This window comes from Salicola sp. AFF1, from assembly GCF_056783195.1.
In genome coordinates, this window is sequence record NZ_JBXAYL010000010.1 from 57,242 (window position 1) to 74,252 (window position 17,011).

General features: G+C 61.8%; 16 protein-coding genes. 3 read left to right on the forward strand and 13 right to left on the reverse strand.

Annotation, left to right across the window (positions count from 1 at the left end; translation table 11 throughout):
- Window positions 1-32: 32 nt before the first annotated feature.
- Window positions 33-1,211, reverse strand: a complete 1,179-nt coding sequence (gene hmpA, locus AC1RQI_RS08700) for an NO-inducible flavohemoprotein (RefSeq protein ID WP_481904439.1) — start codon at window positions 1,209-1,211, stop codon at window positions 33-35.
- Between the two features lie 322 nt (window positions 1,212-1,533).
- Here hmpA and AC1RQI_RS08705 point away from each other — a divergent pair, with 322 nt between their 5' ends.
- Window positions 1,534-2,880 carry a DUF445 family protein gene (locus tag AC1RQI_RS08705; protein WP_481904440.1) on the forward strand — a complete coding sequence of 449 codons (1,347 nt, stop codon included), beginning with the start codon at window positions 1,534-1,536 and terminating at the stop codon, window positions 2,878-2,880.
- On the opposite strand, the gene AC1RQI_RS08710 is transcribed toward AC1RQI_RS08705, so the two are convergent.
- Both AC1RQI_RS08710 and recQ read right to left on the reverse strand, forming a co-directional pair.
- Window positions 2,877-3,140, reverse strand: a complete 264-nt coding sequence (locus AC1RQI_RS08710) for a hypothetical protein (protein WP_481904441.1) — start codon at window positions 3,138-3,140, stop codon at window positions 2,877-2,879. The genes AC1RQI_RS08705 and AC1RQI_RS08710 overlap by 4 nt on opposite strands.
- Window positions 3,141-3,143: 3 nt before the next feature.
- A complete protein-coding gene (recQ, locus tag AC1RQI_RS08715; RefSeq protein WP_481904442.1) occupies window positions 3,144-5,003 on the reverse strand; it encodes a DNA helicase RecQ in 1,860 nt (619 codons plus the stop codon).
- 194 nt (window positions 5,004-5,197) lie between these two features.
- Here recQ and AC1RQI_RS08720 point away from each other — a divergent pair, with 194 nt between their 5' ends.
- Window positions 5,198-5,473 (forward strand): hypothetical protein, encoded by a 276-nt coding sequence (locus tag AC1RQI_RS08720; protein ID WP_481904443.1) that lies wholly within the window; start codon window positions 5,198-5,200, stop codon window positions 5,471-5,473.
- A gap of 57 nt (window positions 5,474-5,530) precedes the next feature.
- Here AC1RQI_RS08720 and AC1RQI_RS08725 read toward each other — a convergent pair whose 3' ends face one another.
- The 8 genes from AC1RQI_RS08725 to AC1RQI_RS08760 all read right to left on the reverse strand — a co-directional run bounded on the left by AC1RQI_RS08725 (window position 5,531) and on the right by AC1RQI_RS08760 (window position 13,714).
- Entirely contained in the window at window positions 5,531-6,187 is a 657-nt protein-coding gene (locus tag AC1RQI_RS08725) for a 4'-phosphopantetheinyl transferase family protein (RefSeq protein ID WP_481904444.1), read from the reverse strand.
- Between the two features lie 27 nt (window positions 6,188-6,214).
- Entirely contained in the window at window positions 6,215-6,988 is a 774-nt protein-coding gene (locus AC1RQI_RS08730; protein ID WP_481904445.1) for a 2,3-dihydro-2,3-dihydroxybenzoate dehydrogenase, read from the reverse strand.
- A 10-nt stretch (window positions 6,989-6,998) separates the two neighbouring features.
- Window positions 6,999-7,820 carry an ABC transporter ATP-binding protein gene (locus AC1RQI_RS08735; RefSeq protein ID WP_481904446.1) on the reverse strand — a complete coding sequence of 274 codons (822 nt, stop codon included), beginning with the start codon at window positions 7,818-7,820 and terminating at the stop codon, window positions 6,999-7,001.
- The gene (locus tag AC1RQI_RS08740) at window positions 7,817-8,896 is read right to left on the reverse strand and encodes a FecCD family ABC transporter permease (RefSeq protein WP_481904447.1); all 1,080 of its coding nucleotides are present in this window, start codon (window positions 8,894-8,896) and stop codon (window positions 7,817-7,819) included. Before AC1RQI_RS08740 ends, AC1RQI_RS08735 begins: the two co-directional genes overlap by 4 nt.
- Complete coding sequence (locus tag AC1RQI_RS08745; protein WP_481904448.1) at window positions 8,893-9,915, reverse strand: FecCD family ABC transporter permease; 1,023 nt, start codon at window positions 9,913-9,915, stop codon at window positions 8,893-8,895. Before AC1RQI_RS08745 ends, AC1RQI_RS08740 begins: the two co-directional genes overlap by 4 nt.
- Window positions 9,915-10,829, reverse strand: coding sequence for an ABC transporter substrate-binding protein (locus AC1RQI_RS08750; protein ID WP_481904449.1), 915 nt, complete (start codon window positions 10,827-10,829; stop codon window positions 9,915-9,917). The genes AC1RQI_RS08745 and AC1RQI_RS08750 overlap by 1 nt, the downstream gene beginning before the upstream one ends.
- Window positions 10,830-10,844: 15 nt before the next feature.
- On the reverse strand, window positions 10,845-11,675 hold the full coding sequence (locus tag AC1RQI_RS08755; protein ID WP_481904450.1) for a siderophore-interacting protein: 831 nt from the start codon (window positions 11,673-11,675) through the stop codon (window positions 10,845-10,847).
- A gap of 86 nt (window positions 11,676-11,761) precedes the next feature.
- Window positions 11,762-13,714 carry a TonB-dependent receptor domain-containing protein gene (locus tag AC1RQI_RS08760; RefSeq protein WP_481904509.1) on the reverse strand — a complete coding sequence of 651 codons (1,953 nt, stop codon included), beginning with the start codon at window positions 13,712-13,714 and terminating at the stop codon, window positions 11,762-11,764.
- A gap of 277 nt (window positions 13,715-13,991) precedes the next feature.
- Here AC1RQI_RS08760 and AC1RQI_RS08765 point away from each other — a divergent pair, with 277 nt between their 5' ends.
- Entirely contained in the window at window positions 13,992-14,216 is a 225-nt protein-coding gene (locus AC1RQI_RS08765) for a hypothetical protein (RefSeq protein WP_481904451.1), read from the forward strand.
- On the opposite strand, the gene AC1RQI_RS08770 is transcribed toward AC1RQI_RS08765, so the two are convergent.
- Window positions 14,161-15,015, reverse strand: coding sequence for a M90 family metallopeptidase (locus AC1RQI_RS08770; RefSeq protein ID WP_481904452.1), 855 nt, complete (start codon window positions 15,013-15,015; stop codon window positions 14,161-14,163). The two genes, AC1RQI_RS08765 and AC1RQI_RS08770, sit on opposite strands and share 56 nt — an antisense overlap.
- 64 nt (window positions 15,016-15,079) lie before the next feature.
- Window positions 15,080-16,729, reverse strand: coding sequence for a putative bifunctional diguanylate cyclase/phosphodiesterase (locus AC1RQI_RS08775; protein WP_481904453.1), 1,650 nt, complete (start codon window positions 16,727-16,729; stop codon window positions 15,080-15,082).
- Window positions 16,730-17,011: the final 282 nt, after the last annotated feature.

Genomic DNA, 17,011 nt, shown 5'->3' on the forward strand with positions numbered 1-17,011 from the left:
CTGCCAGCCGGAGACAGGGAGTGCCGGGCGTTTCAGGCGGCCCGCAGCGGCCTGGAGGGCCCGAAATGCTCAAAATGGCGTCGACTCTCATTCACGCCGAGCGCCTCCAATGCGGCATCAACCGTCTGCATGAAGGCCTCTGGTCCGACAAAATAGCAGCGGGCTGAGGGGGCGGGCAGGTGCTGCTTGAGCAGGGAATGGTTGATCATTCCGATGGCATCCGCGCCGTCGGTTGGCGTGCCTTGCTCGTAGATCACCACCGGGTTGAACTGTTCCGGGTACTGGTCCCTGAGCGCCTTGATTTCATCGCGGAACGCATGTTGCTGCCGGCTGCGTGCCGCGTGCAAGTAGGTCACATGGCGACCTTGTTCCAGCGCCTGCTTGGCCAGCGGCAGCATGGGCGTCTGGCCAACCCCGCCGCTGATCAGCAATAGGGGCTCCTGGCCGCTCAGGGTGAGGTCTCCGGACGGTGGCAGCAGGTCCAGTTCATGGCCCACGCCCGCCTCGTCGTGAAGGAAGCGGCTGGCATGCCCGTCCGGTTCGCGTTTGACCGAAATGCGATAGGTACGACCGTTGGGTACATCGGACAGGCTGTAGTGGCGATAAGTGGGCTCGTCGTTGATCTGGAGCCGGAGGCCGATGTACTGGCCCGGCTGGAAGTCCGCGACCGGTTCGCCATCCACGGGCTCCAGCTCGAAGGAGGTGATGACCTCGCTTTCCCGGCGTCGGCTGCGGATGCGGAAGGTCCGCCGGCCCTGCCAGCCACCCGGTCGGTTTGCAAAGTCGTGGTAGTGCTGCTGTTCAACGTCAATCAACAGCCCAGCCAGTTCGTCGTACAAAGCCTGCCAGGCGTCGGCGACGTCTGGTGTGATCGCATCACCCAGGACATCACCAATGGCTTCCATCAGGCATTCGCCAACAATGGGGTAGTGCTCGGGCTGGATACCGAGTGAGATATGCTTGCTTATGGCCGTGGAGAGCGCGGCCCGGGCTTGCGCCGGGTTGCCGCGCAGCTGTACGTATTGCAGCACCGCCCCGGCAAGCGCCCGCGCCTGATTGCCGCTGGCCTGGTGGCTTGCGTTGAATAGGGCGTTGACGTCCGGGTACCGCTCGAACATCAGTGGATAGAACCGCGCGGTAATGGTTTCGAGATGCTCCGCCACCACAGGGGCGGTGTCCTGGATGATCTGTTCCTGCTCTGGGCTCAGCATGTGTCCTCCTTTGAAGTGAGCAAGTCGGTTTCTGACAAAACAGTATCCATAATACATGTTACTTGATGGATGTAAAAAATATACATGAAATTGCGCTCAGGGGCGCGCTGGTAGACCTGGAACAGACAGCGCGGGTCGCCACCCTGGCCGGAATCTGGACTGACCTGCCAATCATGGCCAGCGCGCTCGGCATGCCCATGCACATCAACGGGCCTGTCTGTATCCTGAGTCAATAGTCCGCGGGTGTCCGTGGGGTTCAGCCGACTGGAATCCGGGCCAAGGCTGATGGCCCAGCCCCTACAGAAAAAGAGGGAGTCTCTCTATGGATTTGGATCTGACCCAATGGGATCGGCGTTTCCGGCGCGCGCTTCTGGCGCTGGCGCTGGTGTTTGGTCTTCTGGATTACTGGTTCGCGGGCGATAATATCTGGGTGCGGGCCGGATTCGTGATAACCGTTGCGGGGCTGGTGGGGTATTTCACCAACTTCCTTGCCATCAAGATGCTTTTTCAGCCCAAGCAGGGGCAGGTTCTGGGCTGGCAGGGGCTGGTGCCCAAGAACAAGGACCAGATTGCGCGCAGCCTGGCCGAGAGTGTGCAGGAGCAGCTGCTGTCACCGGATATCATCCTGGCTTACATCCGGGAGCGGCAGTTAATCGAAACCGGCACCGAGGCGATGGCCGGGTGGCTCGATAACCACCTGCAGGATCCCGAAGTGCGTACCCGCATCACAGGGATGGTGGTGGAGCTGATGCGCGAGCGCGGGCCGGAGGCGCTGACCCATTCGCTGGATTTCATTGAAGCCGCCCTTCAGGACCTTGCGCAGGACCCGGACAATATTGAGCAGTGGTGGACTCAGATACGGGGCAGCCTGAACACCTTCCTGCAGTCCCGGGAAAACCGGGAATGGCTTGCCGGGAAGATCCGCCACTGGCTTCAGCAGGAGATTCCCCAGATCTCGGATTGGCTTAACAGGGCGATCGAGGATTACCTGAAACAGCGGCGCCGCATGGGCTCGGTGGGGTTGGGGATCAAGAACATCTTCTCATTCGACCAGGAGGCCATCAGCCAGATCCTGGAGCGCTTCATCAATGACGCCGAGGTTTCCGATGATTTCATGCGGACTCTGGATGCCGTAGTGGATGGGATTCAACAGGAAATGGAAAAGCCCGAGGTGCAGGCGCTGATCCAGGAGCGGCTTGCAGAGTGGATCGAGACGCTGGGGACAAGCGTCAGGGACCGTATCCTGCCAACGCTTGTTGAGCAGACGGATCAGTACCTTAGCGACGAATCCAACTGGACGCGCATTGAGGAATCACTGATGGGCGCCATCCAGTGGCTGAAAAGGCAGGGCCTGAACCTGCTGCAGTCCGAGAAGGGGCATGCCTGGGTCAGCCAGGGAATTGAGCTGGCGGTCAAGCGCCTGGATGTGACCAATGTGGTTGAGCAGCAGGTGCGTCGGCTTGATACCGATGAGCTGGAGAAGATGGTCCTGGACAACACTGGGGGCAACCTGACCGTGATCCAGCTTCTCGGGGGCTGCCTGGGCGTAATCCTGGGCACTGTTCAGGTGCACCTGGCCTTCGCGGTGCCGATTGCCGGCCTGCTGGTGGTGGTTTGGATCGCTTGGCGGCTGAACGAGCGCCGTAATGCGCCCGACGCCTCCGGTTAGAGGCGTTGCAGCCGTTCGTAGCCCTCCCGGGTCAGCAGCACAAGGTGCCGGGAGGAGGGGTAGATCCGGCCCTCGGCACGCAGTGTTTCAATCCACCCACCGTGCGTGGACGCGGGCAGGTAGAAGAAGTCCCGGTCTTGCTGGAGGGCATCGCCAGCGCGCTTGAACAGGCGGAAGGTCGTGCCCTTGGTGAACCCGTTCAGCTCATCGATCTGACGAAAACTCAGTGTTGGGGTGCCGTTGTAATCAATCGGATCCATGGCTCAGGTCGCCTCGGCTGTGGTCTCAAGCTCCTTCAGCAGGTCCAGGAACTGCTGCCCGTATCGTTCCAGCTTCGCCTGCCCGATGCCCGGCACCATTGCCATCTCATCGAGTGTTTTCGGACGGGCGTGGAGCATCTCCTTGAGGGTGGCATCGTGGAAAATGATGTAGGGCGGTACACCTTCGGCATCCGCCAGCTCCTTGCGGAACTGGCGCAGCTGTTCCCATTGAGCGCTGTCCGCCACATCCGGCGGGGCATTGCTTGCCGATCCGGAGGCGGTCTTGCGTTTGCTGGAAGCGGGCAGTATGTCTTCCCTGAGCGCCAGTGAGGCCTCCCCGCGCAGCAGCTCCCGGCAGCGTGGGGCCAGTTGTAGGCCGCCGTGGCCCTCGGGATCACTCTGCAGGTGGCCATGAGCCAGGAGCTGGCGCAGGATTGAGTGCCAGGCCTGTTTGGAGAGATCCGTGCCAATTCCAAAGGTGCTGAGCTGGTCGTGACCGAGGCGGCTCAGGCGGTCGCCGGTCTTGCCCATGAGCACGTCCGTGACATGGGCCGCCCCGAAGCGCTGGCCCGTGCGGTAGACGCAGGAGAGTGCCTTGCGTGCGGGCTCGGTGGCATCCCAGGTCCTGGGAGGTTGCAGACAGTTGTCGCAGTTCCCGCAATTGCCCTCGTGGGGTTCGCCGAAGTATTCCAGTAGAACTTTCCGGCGACAGCCGGTGGCCTCACAGAACGCCAGCAGGGCTTCCAGCCGTTCGCGCTCCGCCTTCTGCTGGAGCTCCCCGGCGTTGGACTCTGCCAGCATCTGCCGCACCTGGTAAACGTCCTGCAGACCGTAGACCATCCAGGCCTCGGCCGGTTCGTTGTCCCGCCCGGCGCGGCCGGTTTCCTGGTAATAGGCCTCAATGCTCTTGGGCAGATCCAGGTGCGCCACAAAGCGCACGTCCGGCTTGTCGATGCCCATGCCAAAGGCGACGGTTGCCACCACCACCAGCCCTTCTTCGTGCAGGAACCGTTGCTGGTGGTGCTGTCGGGTTTCTCCGTCCAATCCGGCGTGGTAGGGGACAGCTGGTACCCCCTGGTTGCTCAGGTACTCGGCCGTGGATTCGGTGCGCTTGCGGCTCATGCAGTAGACAATGCCGGAATGGCCCTGGTGGCGCTGCTGGATGAAGGTCAGCAGTTGCTGGCGGGCATTGCCCTTGAGGCCGACCCGGTAATGGATGTTGGGCCGGTCAAAACTGGCGACGTAGGTATCGCCGCCGTCGGGCAGCAGCTGGTGGCCGATTTCCTCACGGGTGCGCTGGTCCGCCGTGGCGGTAAGGGCAATGCGCGGAACCCCCGGGAAGCGCTGGCGCAGCACATCCAGCTTCATGTATTCCGGACGGAAGTCATGCCCCCACTGGGAAACGCAGTGGGCTTCATCAATGGCGAACAGGCCCAGCTCCGCTCGTTCCAGGAGGCCGAGCATGCTGTCGCTCAGCAATCGTTCCGGTGCCACGTACAGCAGGTCCAGCTCCCCGGCGAGCGCGGACTGCTCAATATCACGCTGGATGATGGGATCCAGGCTGGAGTTCAGGCAGGCTGCGCGCACCCCGTTGTGCTGCAGTGCCTCAACCTGGTCCCGCATGAGGGCGATCAGTGGTGACACCACCACCGCCAGCCCTGGTCGCAGCAGTGCGGGGATCTGGTAGCATAGCGATTTGCCACCGCCGGTTGGCATCAGCACCAAGGCATTACGCCCTTCAACCAGTGATTGGATGATTGCCAGCTGACGACCGCGGAAATGCTCGTAACCAAACACGTCCCGCAGGATACGGTGCGCGGCCTGTTCGAAATCCGTTTCAGGGGCGGCGCTGTCATCGCGCATGGGGTGCGTGACTCCATTTGGTGGGGTTGGATCAGGAAAGGGTACTTGGTTCGGTGGGAGGGTTAAAGGGCACGGGGCTCAGCTTCAGGTTGAAGAGGCGGCGGGCCCTTTCGGGGGTGGATTCATTACCTTGAGACTGTCTCTTTATCGGTTATCTTGAGCAGCGTCCCCCATTCGGTAAAGGAAATTGTGCAATGTTATCACGGGATCAGGCGGAATGGGCCTCGGAAGCCGTTCTTGAGCCCGAGCGCCGGCGGTTGGCCAGAAAGCAGGAACGCAAGCGCCAACGTGAGGCATTCTGGCAAGCCCATCAACAAAAGGAGCATATAGGCCTGTTCGGTTTGGCTTTGGGCAGCCATCTGGGGTATTACGCCGTTGGGGATCTGTTTCCATGGAATCTCATTGGACTCGGTCTCGGGTTTGGCCTCGCCGTTCTGGCGCGCCGCCTTGGTATTCCGCTTTTCAGGTAGAGACCTCAGCGTTTGGTCCTGGCGGTACTTAGCGGACGTGATGGGGGCGCTGGCGCCCTACCAGGGGGCAAAGATTGCCCTGTCAGCTTCCAGAAACCTTGGGCGGCGGCCCCCCTTGTCTGGAATGGCGACACTGCACAGACATAACGCTTCTGAGTGTGTCCAGCAGCGCCATTGTTGACCGTGCAAGCGGGCTGTGGCGGATGGGGCGTCCAGCTCCCGGCATTCAACCTGGATAGGGTGGACGGCAAATCCGGTGGCGGCGGCCTTCAGGATGGCTTCCTTCATGGTCCAGAGACGGAAAAACGCCCGTTCAACATCATCCTGGTGCGATAACCACCGTTGCTCCCTTGGGAGGAGGGTGGCATTCGCCAGCCGTTCGAAGTCGTCCAGTTCCCTGTTTGCCTCAATATCCACCCCTACCTCGTCACCCGCTATGGCCACCGCAATAAAAGGGCTGCTATGGCTCAGGTTGAACGCATAGGGAAATGGCGACAGTGCGTAGGGCTTGCCGGCGTTATGGCGCTGAAAGCGCCAGTGGTGTGGTGGCAGATGCGGGCAGTAATGGCTGCAGAGCAGGCGCTTTAATCCGTGCGCTTGCGTAAAGGTCCGGCGGTCATGCTCATGAATCAAGCGCTGCCCGCGCGCTTTTTCCTCGGCGCTGAGGCAGTCCGGGGTTGCAGCAAGCCCTTGCGAGATCCAGATATCCAGCATTAACGCTCAGGCTCCCCTCGCCGCCGATCAGTGTTGGCCGAGGGTTGCCCCGCCATCCACCTGTAGGTCTTCAAGCGTGATCTGGGCGGCCTTGTCCGAGAACAGGAACATTACGGCTTCCGCCACGTCCTCGGGCTGCGCCATGCGACCCAGAGGAATGCCCAGCCGGTGGCATTCCGGATTGCCAGCGATTGTGGCTGCCTCGCCGTGCTCATTGGTCCAAAGGCTGCGTTGCATGGGGGTGTCCGTGGAGCCTGGCGAGACGATATTGCAACGCACGCCATAGGCCGCCAGTTCCAGCCCCAGGCACTTGGTCATTTGTGTGAGGGCGGCCTTGGAGGCCGCGTAGGCACCCATGCCGATCCGAGGAGTGGTGGCCGCGTTTGAGCTCACGGTCACAATGGCACCCTGGCGTCGTTCGGCCATGCGACCACCAACGGCGCGGGTAATGTTGAATGCGCCAGTGGCATTCACGGCCAGGGACTGTTCCCAGTCCTCGTTGCTGCAATCGAGGAGCCGTCCTGGACGGAGTATGCCCGCCACGCTTGCCAGGTAGTCGATAGGGCCTAGGGAGCCCTCCAGCTCCCTGATGGCCTGCTCGACCGCATTGGCATCGGAGAGATCCAGCGTCACAGTTCTTACGTTTGCTCCCTGAGCCTCCAATTCGGCGGCCAGGGATGCCAGCGGCGCTTTCTGCTGGTCGATCATGCCCACAGCGCAGCCGCGCTGGACGAGCAGGCGGGTGAGCGCAGCCCCGATTCCCTGGGCAGCACCAGTGACCACGGCTGTATTCGCCTTCATGCCCATGATTTCAACATTCCGTTATTTCCTGGTGGTGGGTTATGTCCATGGTGTCCTGGGTCAGGCTGTCGGGCACCACCACGGGGTGGCCGCTGCGTGGGGCGGTAAGAATATCGGCTTCAATGCCGTAAAGCCGGCGCATGAGTGCGGGATCCACCACCTCTTTCGGGCTGCCGTCGGCGACCAGGTGGCCGCCTTCCATGGCCAGGATGCGATCGCCGAAGCGCAGGGCGGCGTTGATGTCGTGAATGACCATAACCACAGTGCGCCCATAGGCAGCCAATTCCCGGACGAGTTGTAAGACCTCCAGTTGATGCCCCATATCCAGCATACTCGTGGGTTCGTCCAGGAGCATGAGGGGGGCCTGCTGAGCCAGTGCCATGGCGAGCCAACAACGTTGGCGCTGGCCTCCGGAGAGCCGGTCTACCCGTTGGCCCGCCAGCCCGGACGTACCAGTGGCGGCCAGGGCCTGGGTTACGGCCTGCTCATCCGCAGCGGACCATTGCCGGAAAAGCCCCTGATGGGGATGCCGGCCGAAACGGACCAGGGCGGTCACGGTCATGCCTTCGGGCACCTCGGGTTGTTGGGGCAAAAGCGACAGGTACCGGGCAACCTGTCGGGGGGGCATTTGCCAGACGTCCTGGCCATCCACCATGACCCGCCCCCTTTCCGGTCGGTGCAATCTCGCGATGGTTCTCAGAAGCGTGGACTTGCCGCATCCATTGGGTCCGACAATGGCCACCACTTCTCCCGTCTGGATGCTGGCGTTAGCGTCTACCACAGCTACATGCCCAGGGTAGGCGCTGGTGAGCGTTTCGATGTGCAGTATCATGGCGTTGCGTTGCCTCGCCGTCCGTCGGTGATCAATATCCACAGCAGAAACGGGCCCCCAAAGATGCTTGCAATGACGCCAGCCGGGATCTCGGCTGGCGCGGCAATAACACGTCCCAGCGTGTCGGCCAGTATCAGCAGTATTGCTCCCACGAGCGCGGAGGACAGGGTAGGAACCCGCTCCGGGCCTTCGAGTTTGCGGGCAATGATGGGGGACGCCAGGGCCAGCAATCCGACAGGCCCGCCCACTGGTCCGCCAATGCCCACGGCCATGCCCGAAAGGGCCACGGCCAGCGTAAACGCCTGGAGTTGGCAGCGATTCACGTTCAGTCCAAGGGTCGTTGCCGTGGCGACATTGAGCTGGAGCAGTGCCAGGCTTCTGCCAAGGATCAGTGCGATCAGTATCAAGGCCAGGACTGTGGCGCCCAGGGCGGGGGAAAGGGCTTCACCCCGCCCGACCAGGCTGCCGATACTCCAGGCATAGACGGCGCTGGCATGCTGTAGGCTGGACCAGGCGAGGCCCAGCTCCGTTGCCGCTCGCAGTGCCGCTGAGACGCCGAGACCGACGATCAATACGCGGTAACCGCGTGAGCCCATCCTGCCGGCCAGCAATAGCAGGACAACAGCCGTGAGCCCGGCCCCTGCTGGTGCCACCCACCAGCCCCCGAGCTGGCCGCTGGCGCTGAGGATAAGGGCCAGCATCATGGCAAAGGTGGCGCCTTCGTTGATGCCGAGTATTGCTGGTGTTGCCAGGTGGTTACGGGCCACGGTCTGCAGTAGACAGCCCGCAGCGCCCAGGCCGGCACCGGCCAGCACTCCGGCCCCAATGCGGGGCAGCCGGATCTCGCGTACCAGCAGCAGCTGCGGCGTAGGCCCCTTGCCCGCCAGGGCGTTAAGCGCGGTTGCTGGGGTGACTCCGCCAGGCCCGGTAATCAGGGCGAGGATCACGGCAAGCATGAGTAGGCCTACCAGTCCCAGCACTACCAGTTGGGGCCGCAGTGGCATCCGGAGTGAGAGCGAGCCGAGGCGCCAGACGCCTGCATCCGCATAATGATTCCGGGAGGGGGCGCCACTCATCGGTCCGGACCCTCCGCCCCTGCTGGGCCGCGACCGGCGTGCACAAGCCATACCATAAAGGGAGCCCCGATAAGTGCCACCAGGACGCTGGCTGGCGCTTCAAAGGGCTGCACCACGATGCGGGCGCTGATGTCCGCCGCGAGCAGGATGGCGGCACCGGCCAGGCCGGCCAGCAGGAACCGGGTTTTAAGGTCGGGACCCGCGATGCCACGCCCAATATGAGCGGACAGGAGCCCCAGAAACGCGATGGGGCCAGCCAGGGCCACGGCGGCGCCGGTAGCGAGCGTCACCGCCGTAGCGACGCCCAGACGAATCAGACCGGGCCGGTGGCCTAGGGCGCGCGCGCTATCATCGCCGAGCATCAGGGCGGCCAAAGGCCGCAGCAGCATCAGAGCCACCCCCATGGCGAGTGCAACAGCGGGGAAGATCTGCCAGACTAGGTCACTGGAGGCACCGGAAAGGGCTCCCATCGTCCAGTAACGGTACTGGTCGTAACTCTGTTGGTTGGCCAGCAGAATGCTGGCGCTTAGTCCGTGAAAGGTGGCGCCCAGTGCGACGCCAGCCAGGATTAGGCGAAGGGGGGTGTTGGTGCCGCCGATGTGGCTGAGCAGCAGAACCAGGCTGCTGCCCGCCAGCGCGCCCATGAAGGCCCAGATCAGGTAAGCTCCACCCGTGTTGGCTCCGGCGAAGGTTATGCCCACCACCACGGCCAGGGCGGCCCCCGCGTTGATCCCGAGAAGTCCGGTATCAGCGAGCGGGTTACGGGTTATAGCCTGGAGCAGGCAGCCAGACGCACCCAGTGCCGTGCCCACCAGCAAGGCGGCAAGGGTGCGCGGCAAGCGTAACGATTGAATGGTCGTTGCTGCCTGAGGATCGGTACCGCCGAGCAGATAGTTCAGGCTTTGCAGTGGTGATACCGGGCCGCTTCCGATCGTCACGGAAATCACCCCTAAAGCGGCCGCAGAGGCGAGAAGGGCAAATGAGCGCTTCAAGGCGCGCTGTTGTGGGGACGGCGGCATCAATGGTCGACCATGGCCTGTTCAATGTCTTCCAGGACGGCCAGGGCCGCCAGCGCGCCACCAGGCCCGGTCCAGAGAGAACCGTCCACGTTCACAACATGTCCCTTCTGGACCGCGTTCAGGGCCTGGTAGGCGGGCCTGTCCCGGACTAGCTCGAGTGCCCGTGCCCCTTCACCTTCCCGCTGCAGCGTGCCGATAAAGAGCCAGTCGGCATCAATGCGATCCAGTGCTTCCAGGCTCAAGGGGGGTGTATGGCCTCCTCCCGTTTCCTGCTGGTGTTCCGGGCGGCTCAGGCCGGCGTCGCGGATCACGCGGCTGGCGAACGCGTCCCGGCGCATATAGGCTGGGCCACGCGGGTTCCAGCGGACGATGCTGACGCTTGCTCCCGCGTTCTCTCCCAGGATCTCGCGCAGGGCATTGGCGCGCGAACGGTAGCGTTCCAGAAAGGCTTGGGCCTCGTCTTCACGCCCCAGGGTTTCGGCCGTGGCGTGGAGCGTTTTACGCCAGCTGTCACCAATGGTGTAGGTGACCACAGTGGGGGCAACCCGGCGGAGTTGGGTGATGAGCTGGGGATTGGGGACGCCGCCGGCCAGGATGAGGTCGGGTTGCAATTCAATGATGCGGCCCATGGAAGGCTGCATGAACTGGCCAATGACCTCGATAGTCGCAGCCCGTTTGCCCAGATAGCGTGGTGGCCCTTTCTGACCTCGCCCGGCGACGGTGGCGACCGGTTCCGCGCCCAGCGCCAGGGCGGCATCAAGGTCCGGTTCGCTGAGGGTGATGATGCGCTCGGGTGTTTCCGGCACGGAAACCGTCTTGCCGCTGGCATCGGTCAGGCGGCGTTCGTCGGCTTGAGCACCGGCGGCCAGCCATAGTGCCAGTAGCGCTACAACAAGAAGATTGTTCGGCTTCATTGCCTGCTCCTGTCATCAGTCATTGTCGAAGGTATCCATGATGTGGTGGCGTTCTTCGTGATAGCGCTCCTCGGAAAGCGAGGCTTTCCAGTACGGAACGGCGTACATCTGTTGGCGCTGTAGTCCGTGGGAACGGCGCAGCAGGTTGCGGATATGGACAACGGTCGCGTTTTCCCCGGCGATCCAGGCGAAACACCTCTGCGCCGGCCAGTCTATGGCTTCCACGGCATCGATCAACTGGCGATCCTGGCCGGCGGGTCGTTCGCGCACGAGCCAGTGAATGGCGATGTCGGCCTGACAGGTCAGCTCCTGGCAATCGTCGGCTGTGGGGACCTCGATGATGGCCTGACCCTGTGCCGAAGCGGGGCATTCTTCCAGGAGCGCGCTGATGGCCGGTAGCGCCGTGATGTCGCCAGCGAGCAGGTACCAGTTGGCGCTGCCGAGCAACGGGTCGGGACCGCCGGGTCCGGCGATGCCGATGCGTTGGCCCGGTGCGGCACGCCGGGCCCAGGCTGAGGCCGGCCCTTCATCGCCGTGGACGACGAAGTCGATCTCCAGAATCCTGGCTTCGGTATCCAGACGGCGTACCGAGTACGTACGGGTTATGGGGCGCCGGTCGCGCGGGGGCCAGATAGGGCCGTTAGCCCCCAGCTCGGGAAGCTCAGGCTCTGATTGGCCTTGCTGGGGAAGGAAAACCTTGATGTGGGCGCCATTGCGGTTTGCCGGGAACCCTTCCAGATCCGGCCCGCCCAGGGCTACCCGCAACAGGTTGGGTGATAGCCAATGTACCCATTGGACCTCCAGCATGCGCGGTGGGGTTTTCTTGGCGTGACGGTTTTCACTCATGTTGGCTCACCTTCAAGGGTATGGTCGTTTACAGTGAAACCTGAAACGGTGCAAAACGAGTGAGTTGGGCTGGTACGTTCTTGGGCTCAGAACCGATAGGCGGTCGTAAGCTTGATGTTACGGCCTGGCTCGTAGTCGCTGAGTTCCAGCGGGCCAAAGACCGGATGGTTCGTGCTGCCGGTGCGCGAGGCGTGTGATGTGTAGAATTCGTCAAAGACGTTATCCACGCCAAAGGTCACGGTCAGGCCTTCCAGGCTGCCCCGAGGGAGCCACTGTACGGAGACATCGTGGGTGTCGTAGGAGGCTTTCGGGTCGGAGCCGGAGGGAACATTGGTTTCTTCGGCAACGTAACGGGAGGTCCAGGTGACGGCGAGGTCCAGACCGGTGAGGTAGTAATCAATATTGAGGGTGGTGGTGTCCCCGATTTCCCGGTCCAGTGGATCGCCTGTGTCATCGAATTCCGAGTCCTGGATGGCATGGGTCAGCATCATGTCCAGGTTGCCCCTGCGATAGTTGAAGCTGGACTCAAGGCCATCAATGGTCACATCGCCAACATTCTTAAGCTGGCGTGATCCGCCGCTGGCGCGGGTACTCTCGATCTTGTCGTCGATGCGGGTGCGGAAGCCGGTCACGCTGAAGGTGATCTCGTCTGCGCTCAGCAGGTCGTTCTGCGCCAGTCGCAAGCCCAATTCGTCGTTACGCCCGGTTTCCGGACGGATCGCCGGGTTGGGGACGTAGGTGCCGGGTTCGTTGATGAACGCTTGCGCCAGTTCCGGCCCCTTGAACAGCTGGGTGCTGCTCGCATGCAGTGTCAGTGGCTGGATGACCCGGTATTGGGCAGCCAGTGCGCCAGTCCAGTCGTCGTACGTTTCATCCGCGGTTGCGGAGTCCAGTTGATAATGGTTGTAGCGGACGCCCGGGGTAAGGGTAAAGGCGTCGGTGAGCGAGACCCGGTCCTCCAGGTAGGCGGCGCCGCTGAAAGCGTCCTCTTCGACCAGTGTTGCGCCATTCTCCCCATAAGCGCTGCTCTCGCGGTTGGCGGTGACGCCGTAAGTGAGTTGATGGCTCATGCCGGCGCTTTCAATGGGGGTACGGGCACGTGCCCGGGCGCCCTCGTTGATCAGTTCCCCTTGTACTATCGGTCGGTCGACCCGGGTTTCATCTCGTTCAAGCTCCAGGTCGTTACGGTATAAGGTGGCGTCAACACGGGTTCCCGATTGGGGGTCGCGCGAATAGTTGAGGGCATAGGTTGTGCGACCAAATTCGGTAGGGTATTCCAGATCGCTGTTGGGGATTGACTCGTTGGTGGCCCGGCCCACGTCGGGACGGTAGGTGTAATCGCCTTCATCCTGGTAGGTGTCGACCGTCAGTTCCAGGCGGTTGGCGGCGTCGGCGTTCCAGCCGGCCTTGAACAGGGCGTTGTAGATCTCGCCATCGTTACCAATGGCCTTGGTGCCGGAGCCGTCCTCGGGGTTGTCGCGGTCCGTGAAATAACCGTAGCCCATGATGTCGAAGCCACCACCCAGACGACCATAAGCGGTCAGCGATCCGCGGCGCTCGTCGTTCGTGAAATAGGAGGTGGAGGCGCGTGCCCCGGTCTCAGACCCGGCTCGCAGAAGGTCATCCGGATCCTTGGTCTCGAATGCCGCCGAGCCGCCAAGGCCTCCATTCGCCACCGAGTTGCGCCCAACCTGAAGGTCCACGGACTTGAGGATATCCGGATTGATCAGCAGGTTTCCCATATGGTGGTACATAAACCCTGTTTGCCGGGCCCCATCAATGGTGATGTCCAGGTCCGTGTCGCCCATGCCACGCATGTTGATGCGCTGGTTGGTGGAGTGGGTGCCTCCCACCTCAATGCCCGGCTGGTCGCGCAGAAGGTCGCTCAAGTGATCCGGCTGGGCGATGCTGATCTCGCCATCGCCCACATAAAGCGAGTCACTGGAGACGCTCGTGCTCCAGATCGTGATGGGCTCCAAAGAGATGGTCTCACTGGTTTCCGCTTGCAATCCGGGGCTTGCGGCCAGTGCGAGCATCATCGTCAACGTGTGTCGCTGAAACGGGGCGGGACGTGTACGAACGCCCTGGGTCGTTGCGTCTTTCAATTGGCTTCTCCCAATGGTTTGAATTGATAATTGCAAAAGCAGATGCAAATCAATCTCGTTTCGTGGTAGAAGTTACGTTGTTTCTGAGAGCTGTGTCAAGATGAAACAGACAATGGCCCAAGGATGCTGGCTATCGTTGGATGAGCCCTTATACGCTGGTCCACGATATTGACCGTAGCTTTTGGCCGCTGAAGGAGGTTTGGAGATCGCCATGGTGGAGGGGGTGGATGCACAGACTGATGGCATGCCCGATGCCCGGGATGGGCTCACAAGAACGGAACGGCTCATTCTCCATGTGCTGGAGCAGAGCCGGCGTGAACTCAATGGGGGAGCTGTGCCGACGGTTATGCTCTATGGACGCGTGTTGGAATACGTTCAGTTCAGTGAGGCGGAGCTTTACCTCTACCTGGATCGGCTGGGTGTAGCGAGAGCTTGAGCGGGTCCAACCGGAAGAAACCACACAGCGTTTGATAGACGTCGGGCTGTTTGGCGTTCAGGTGACCTGGCTGCTGGAAGAAGGTTTCCGTCAGAACGGCGAAAAATTCTGCCGGCTCGGTTGCGCCGTAGGCGTCCAGCCAGGGTTTTCGGTGGAAGCGGATTGACCGGCGCAGGTCCTGGTAGGCATGGCTCATGGTTTCCTGCCAATGACGGGCCTGCTCGCCACTCAGAGGTGGCGCGCCATCGGCGGTACCGTCCAGGTAATCCAGTTGGTGGGCAAACTCGTGAAGGATTACGTTATGGGCCCCATCCGGATGGATGGCGCCTTCCTCACAGTCCGTCCAGGCGAGTACGACCTGGCCGCGGTTTGAGGCTTCGCCGGCACGGATTTGGTTGCTGGCGCTTACCGTGATGCCGTCGCTTTCAACGCTCCTGACGTAATACTGGTCCGGATAAACCAATATGCTGTGGATTGCATCGAAATCCGAGATGTTACGGGCAACAATCAACAGGCAGGCATGGCCGGCGATGGTCAGGCGTACGGTCTCGTCCACCTCAAATCCATCACAGCCGTAGAAGGTTTTTTCCGCAAGGAATATCTGTACACGCTGTTCAAGCTGGTTCCTGAGTTGAGGGGGTAATTGGCGGTATAGGGGCACCTGGGTATTGAGTAATGCCCGCCAGTGGCTTGGGAATGGGTGTCGCAGTTGCCGGTTCCGGCGCCAGTCTTGATAGAAGAACAGGTAGAAGATGAAGGCGGTAATTCCCGCCAGCGCACAGAGGGCATAGATCAGCATTGATGCATCTCAGCAAACGGAGCGATCCTGGGTAACTGGATTATCTTGGGGCATTGGCCCTGGGTTAGGCCAACCAGTTGCGCAGGTTTTCCGCCGGTAATGCCGGGCTCCAGAGAAAGCCCTGTCCCAGGTGACACCCCAGTTCCGACAAAATGGCAGCCTGGCCTTCGGTTTCGACCCCTTCGGCCGTGACCGTAAGCCCCAGCGCTTCGCCAACCTCCACCATTGCGAGCACCAAGCGCCGAGCCCGTTCGTCGCCCACGATGGGGGCGATGAAGGCCCGGTCGATCTTGAGCTCGGTGCAGGGCAGTCGGCGCAGGTAGGCGAAGGAGGCATACCCGGTACCAAAGTCATCGATGCTAACGCCTACGCCGTGCTCGCGCAGCTGAACAAGCAGACCAATCGTGGTGTCCGGGTCGCGCATCAGGGCGCCTTCGGTCATCTCGACCTGGATGCTGGAGCCGGGAATACCAGTGGTGAGCAATGTATTGATGAGGAAACTGGTTACGGCCGAATCGGCAAGATTGCGGGGGGCAAGATTGATACTGACCGGCAGTGAGATCCCGGAACGGGCGAATTCGATGGCTTCGCGGATCACGAATCGGCTGAAGGGCTCGATCAGGCTGGTTTGCTCAAGCTTGGGCATGAAGGTGGCCGGCGCGATGAACCCGCCATCCGCGGTACGCCATCGGATAAGCGCTTCGACTCCATGGGGTTCACGGGTTCTGAGGCGGATCTTGGGTTGGTAGAAAAGCTCGAATTCGCCCCCTTCCAGGGCGTCTTCGGCGCGGCTGATCAGCTGGATCGTTTGTTTGTTATCGCTATCCAGCGTGGGTTCATAGTCGACCCAGTTTTGCTCCAGGATCAGGGCGCGGCGAAGGGCAATCCGGGCACGACGGATGAGCTCGCACGCGTCCACCGGTGTGTCGACGTGAGCATGTCCCACCCCGATGGCCGGCTCGATGCGAAGGGGCGCCCCGTCAACCGTGAATGCCGCGCTCGCGGCCTTGTGGATGCTGCGGGCCAGATGGCGGACCGCGGAATCGTCGTCAATGGCCAGGATCAGTGCCACTTCTGCGCTTGAAAAACGATAGGGGCCGATGACCTTGGGCGAGACAGTACTGAGGTGGCTGCCCAATTCCTGTATGACCTCGTCGCCGCCATCAATGCCGACCACGTCCACCAGATCCTCGAGGTCGGTAGCCCGGACGAGCACGACGCCCAGACGGGTGGGGGCGTCTTCGGAGAATGCGGCTAGACGGCTCTCAAGGTCCTGCTTGAGCGCGCCCCGGTTGGGAAGCCCTGTTTCTGGATCGGTACGCGCCATGCTGAGTCTGATGGTGTTGTGGCGGTACAGTGCGGAATGCAGGCCACCCGCGACACCACCCACCAGGAGAAACGTGAAGCCGCCAATCACCCATTGCTCCGTGGTTGGAGCGACGCCGGAGAAGGCACTGAATGGCATCCAGGGGGTCAATAGTAATGTTGCCGCCGCGCCTGTCCCGATGCCACCTGCCAGGCCATACGTGTAGGCGCCGGCAAGAATGGGGAGCACCATGATGTAGGTATAGGCGCCGTCAGCGCCGCCTGTTGTAAACACCAACGCCGCAGTGACGCCAAACAGGCCAAGCGTTATACCGCTACGCAGGGCATGGGAAAGCAGTGACTGCAGAGAGCCGAAAGGGGTGGCGTTCAGGATCCTTTGAGCTCGCATGGAGCGCCTCATTGAACAGGGGATGGCCTGACCTGAAGTGTAGCGGAGGATTGCTTGATTTGTAGTTGTTCATGTCGCTGTCAGGTTCTGGTGATCTTTCCAATTCAATCTGGCGGAACTCGATACGTGTGCTGTTGCAGCAGGGGCAATACGGTGAAAAGCATGCCGGAACCCAGCCAATGACAAGACCTGAGCCCGGCCCTCAGTGGCCTCCGGGTTTCGGTACAGATGGACTGACATCAATCGGCACAGAATAGGTGTACCTTCAACTGTACCGGTTCA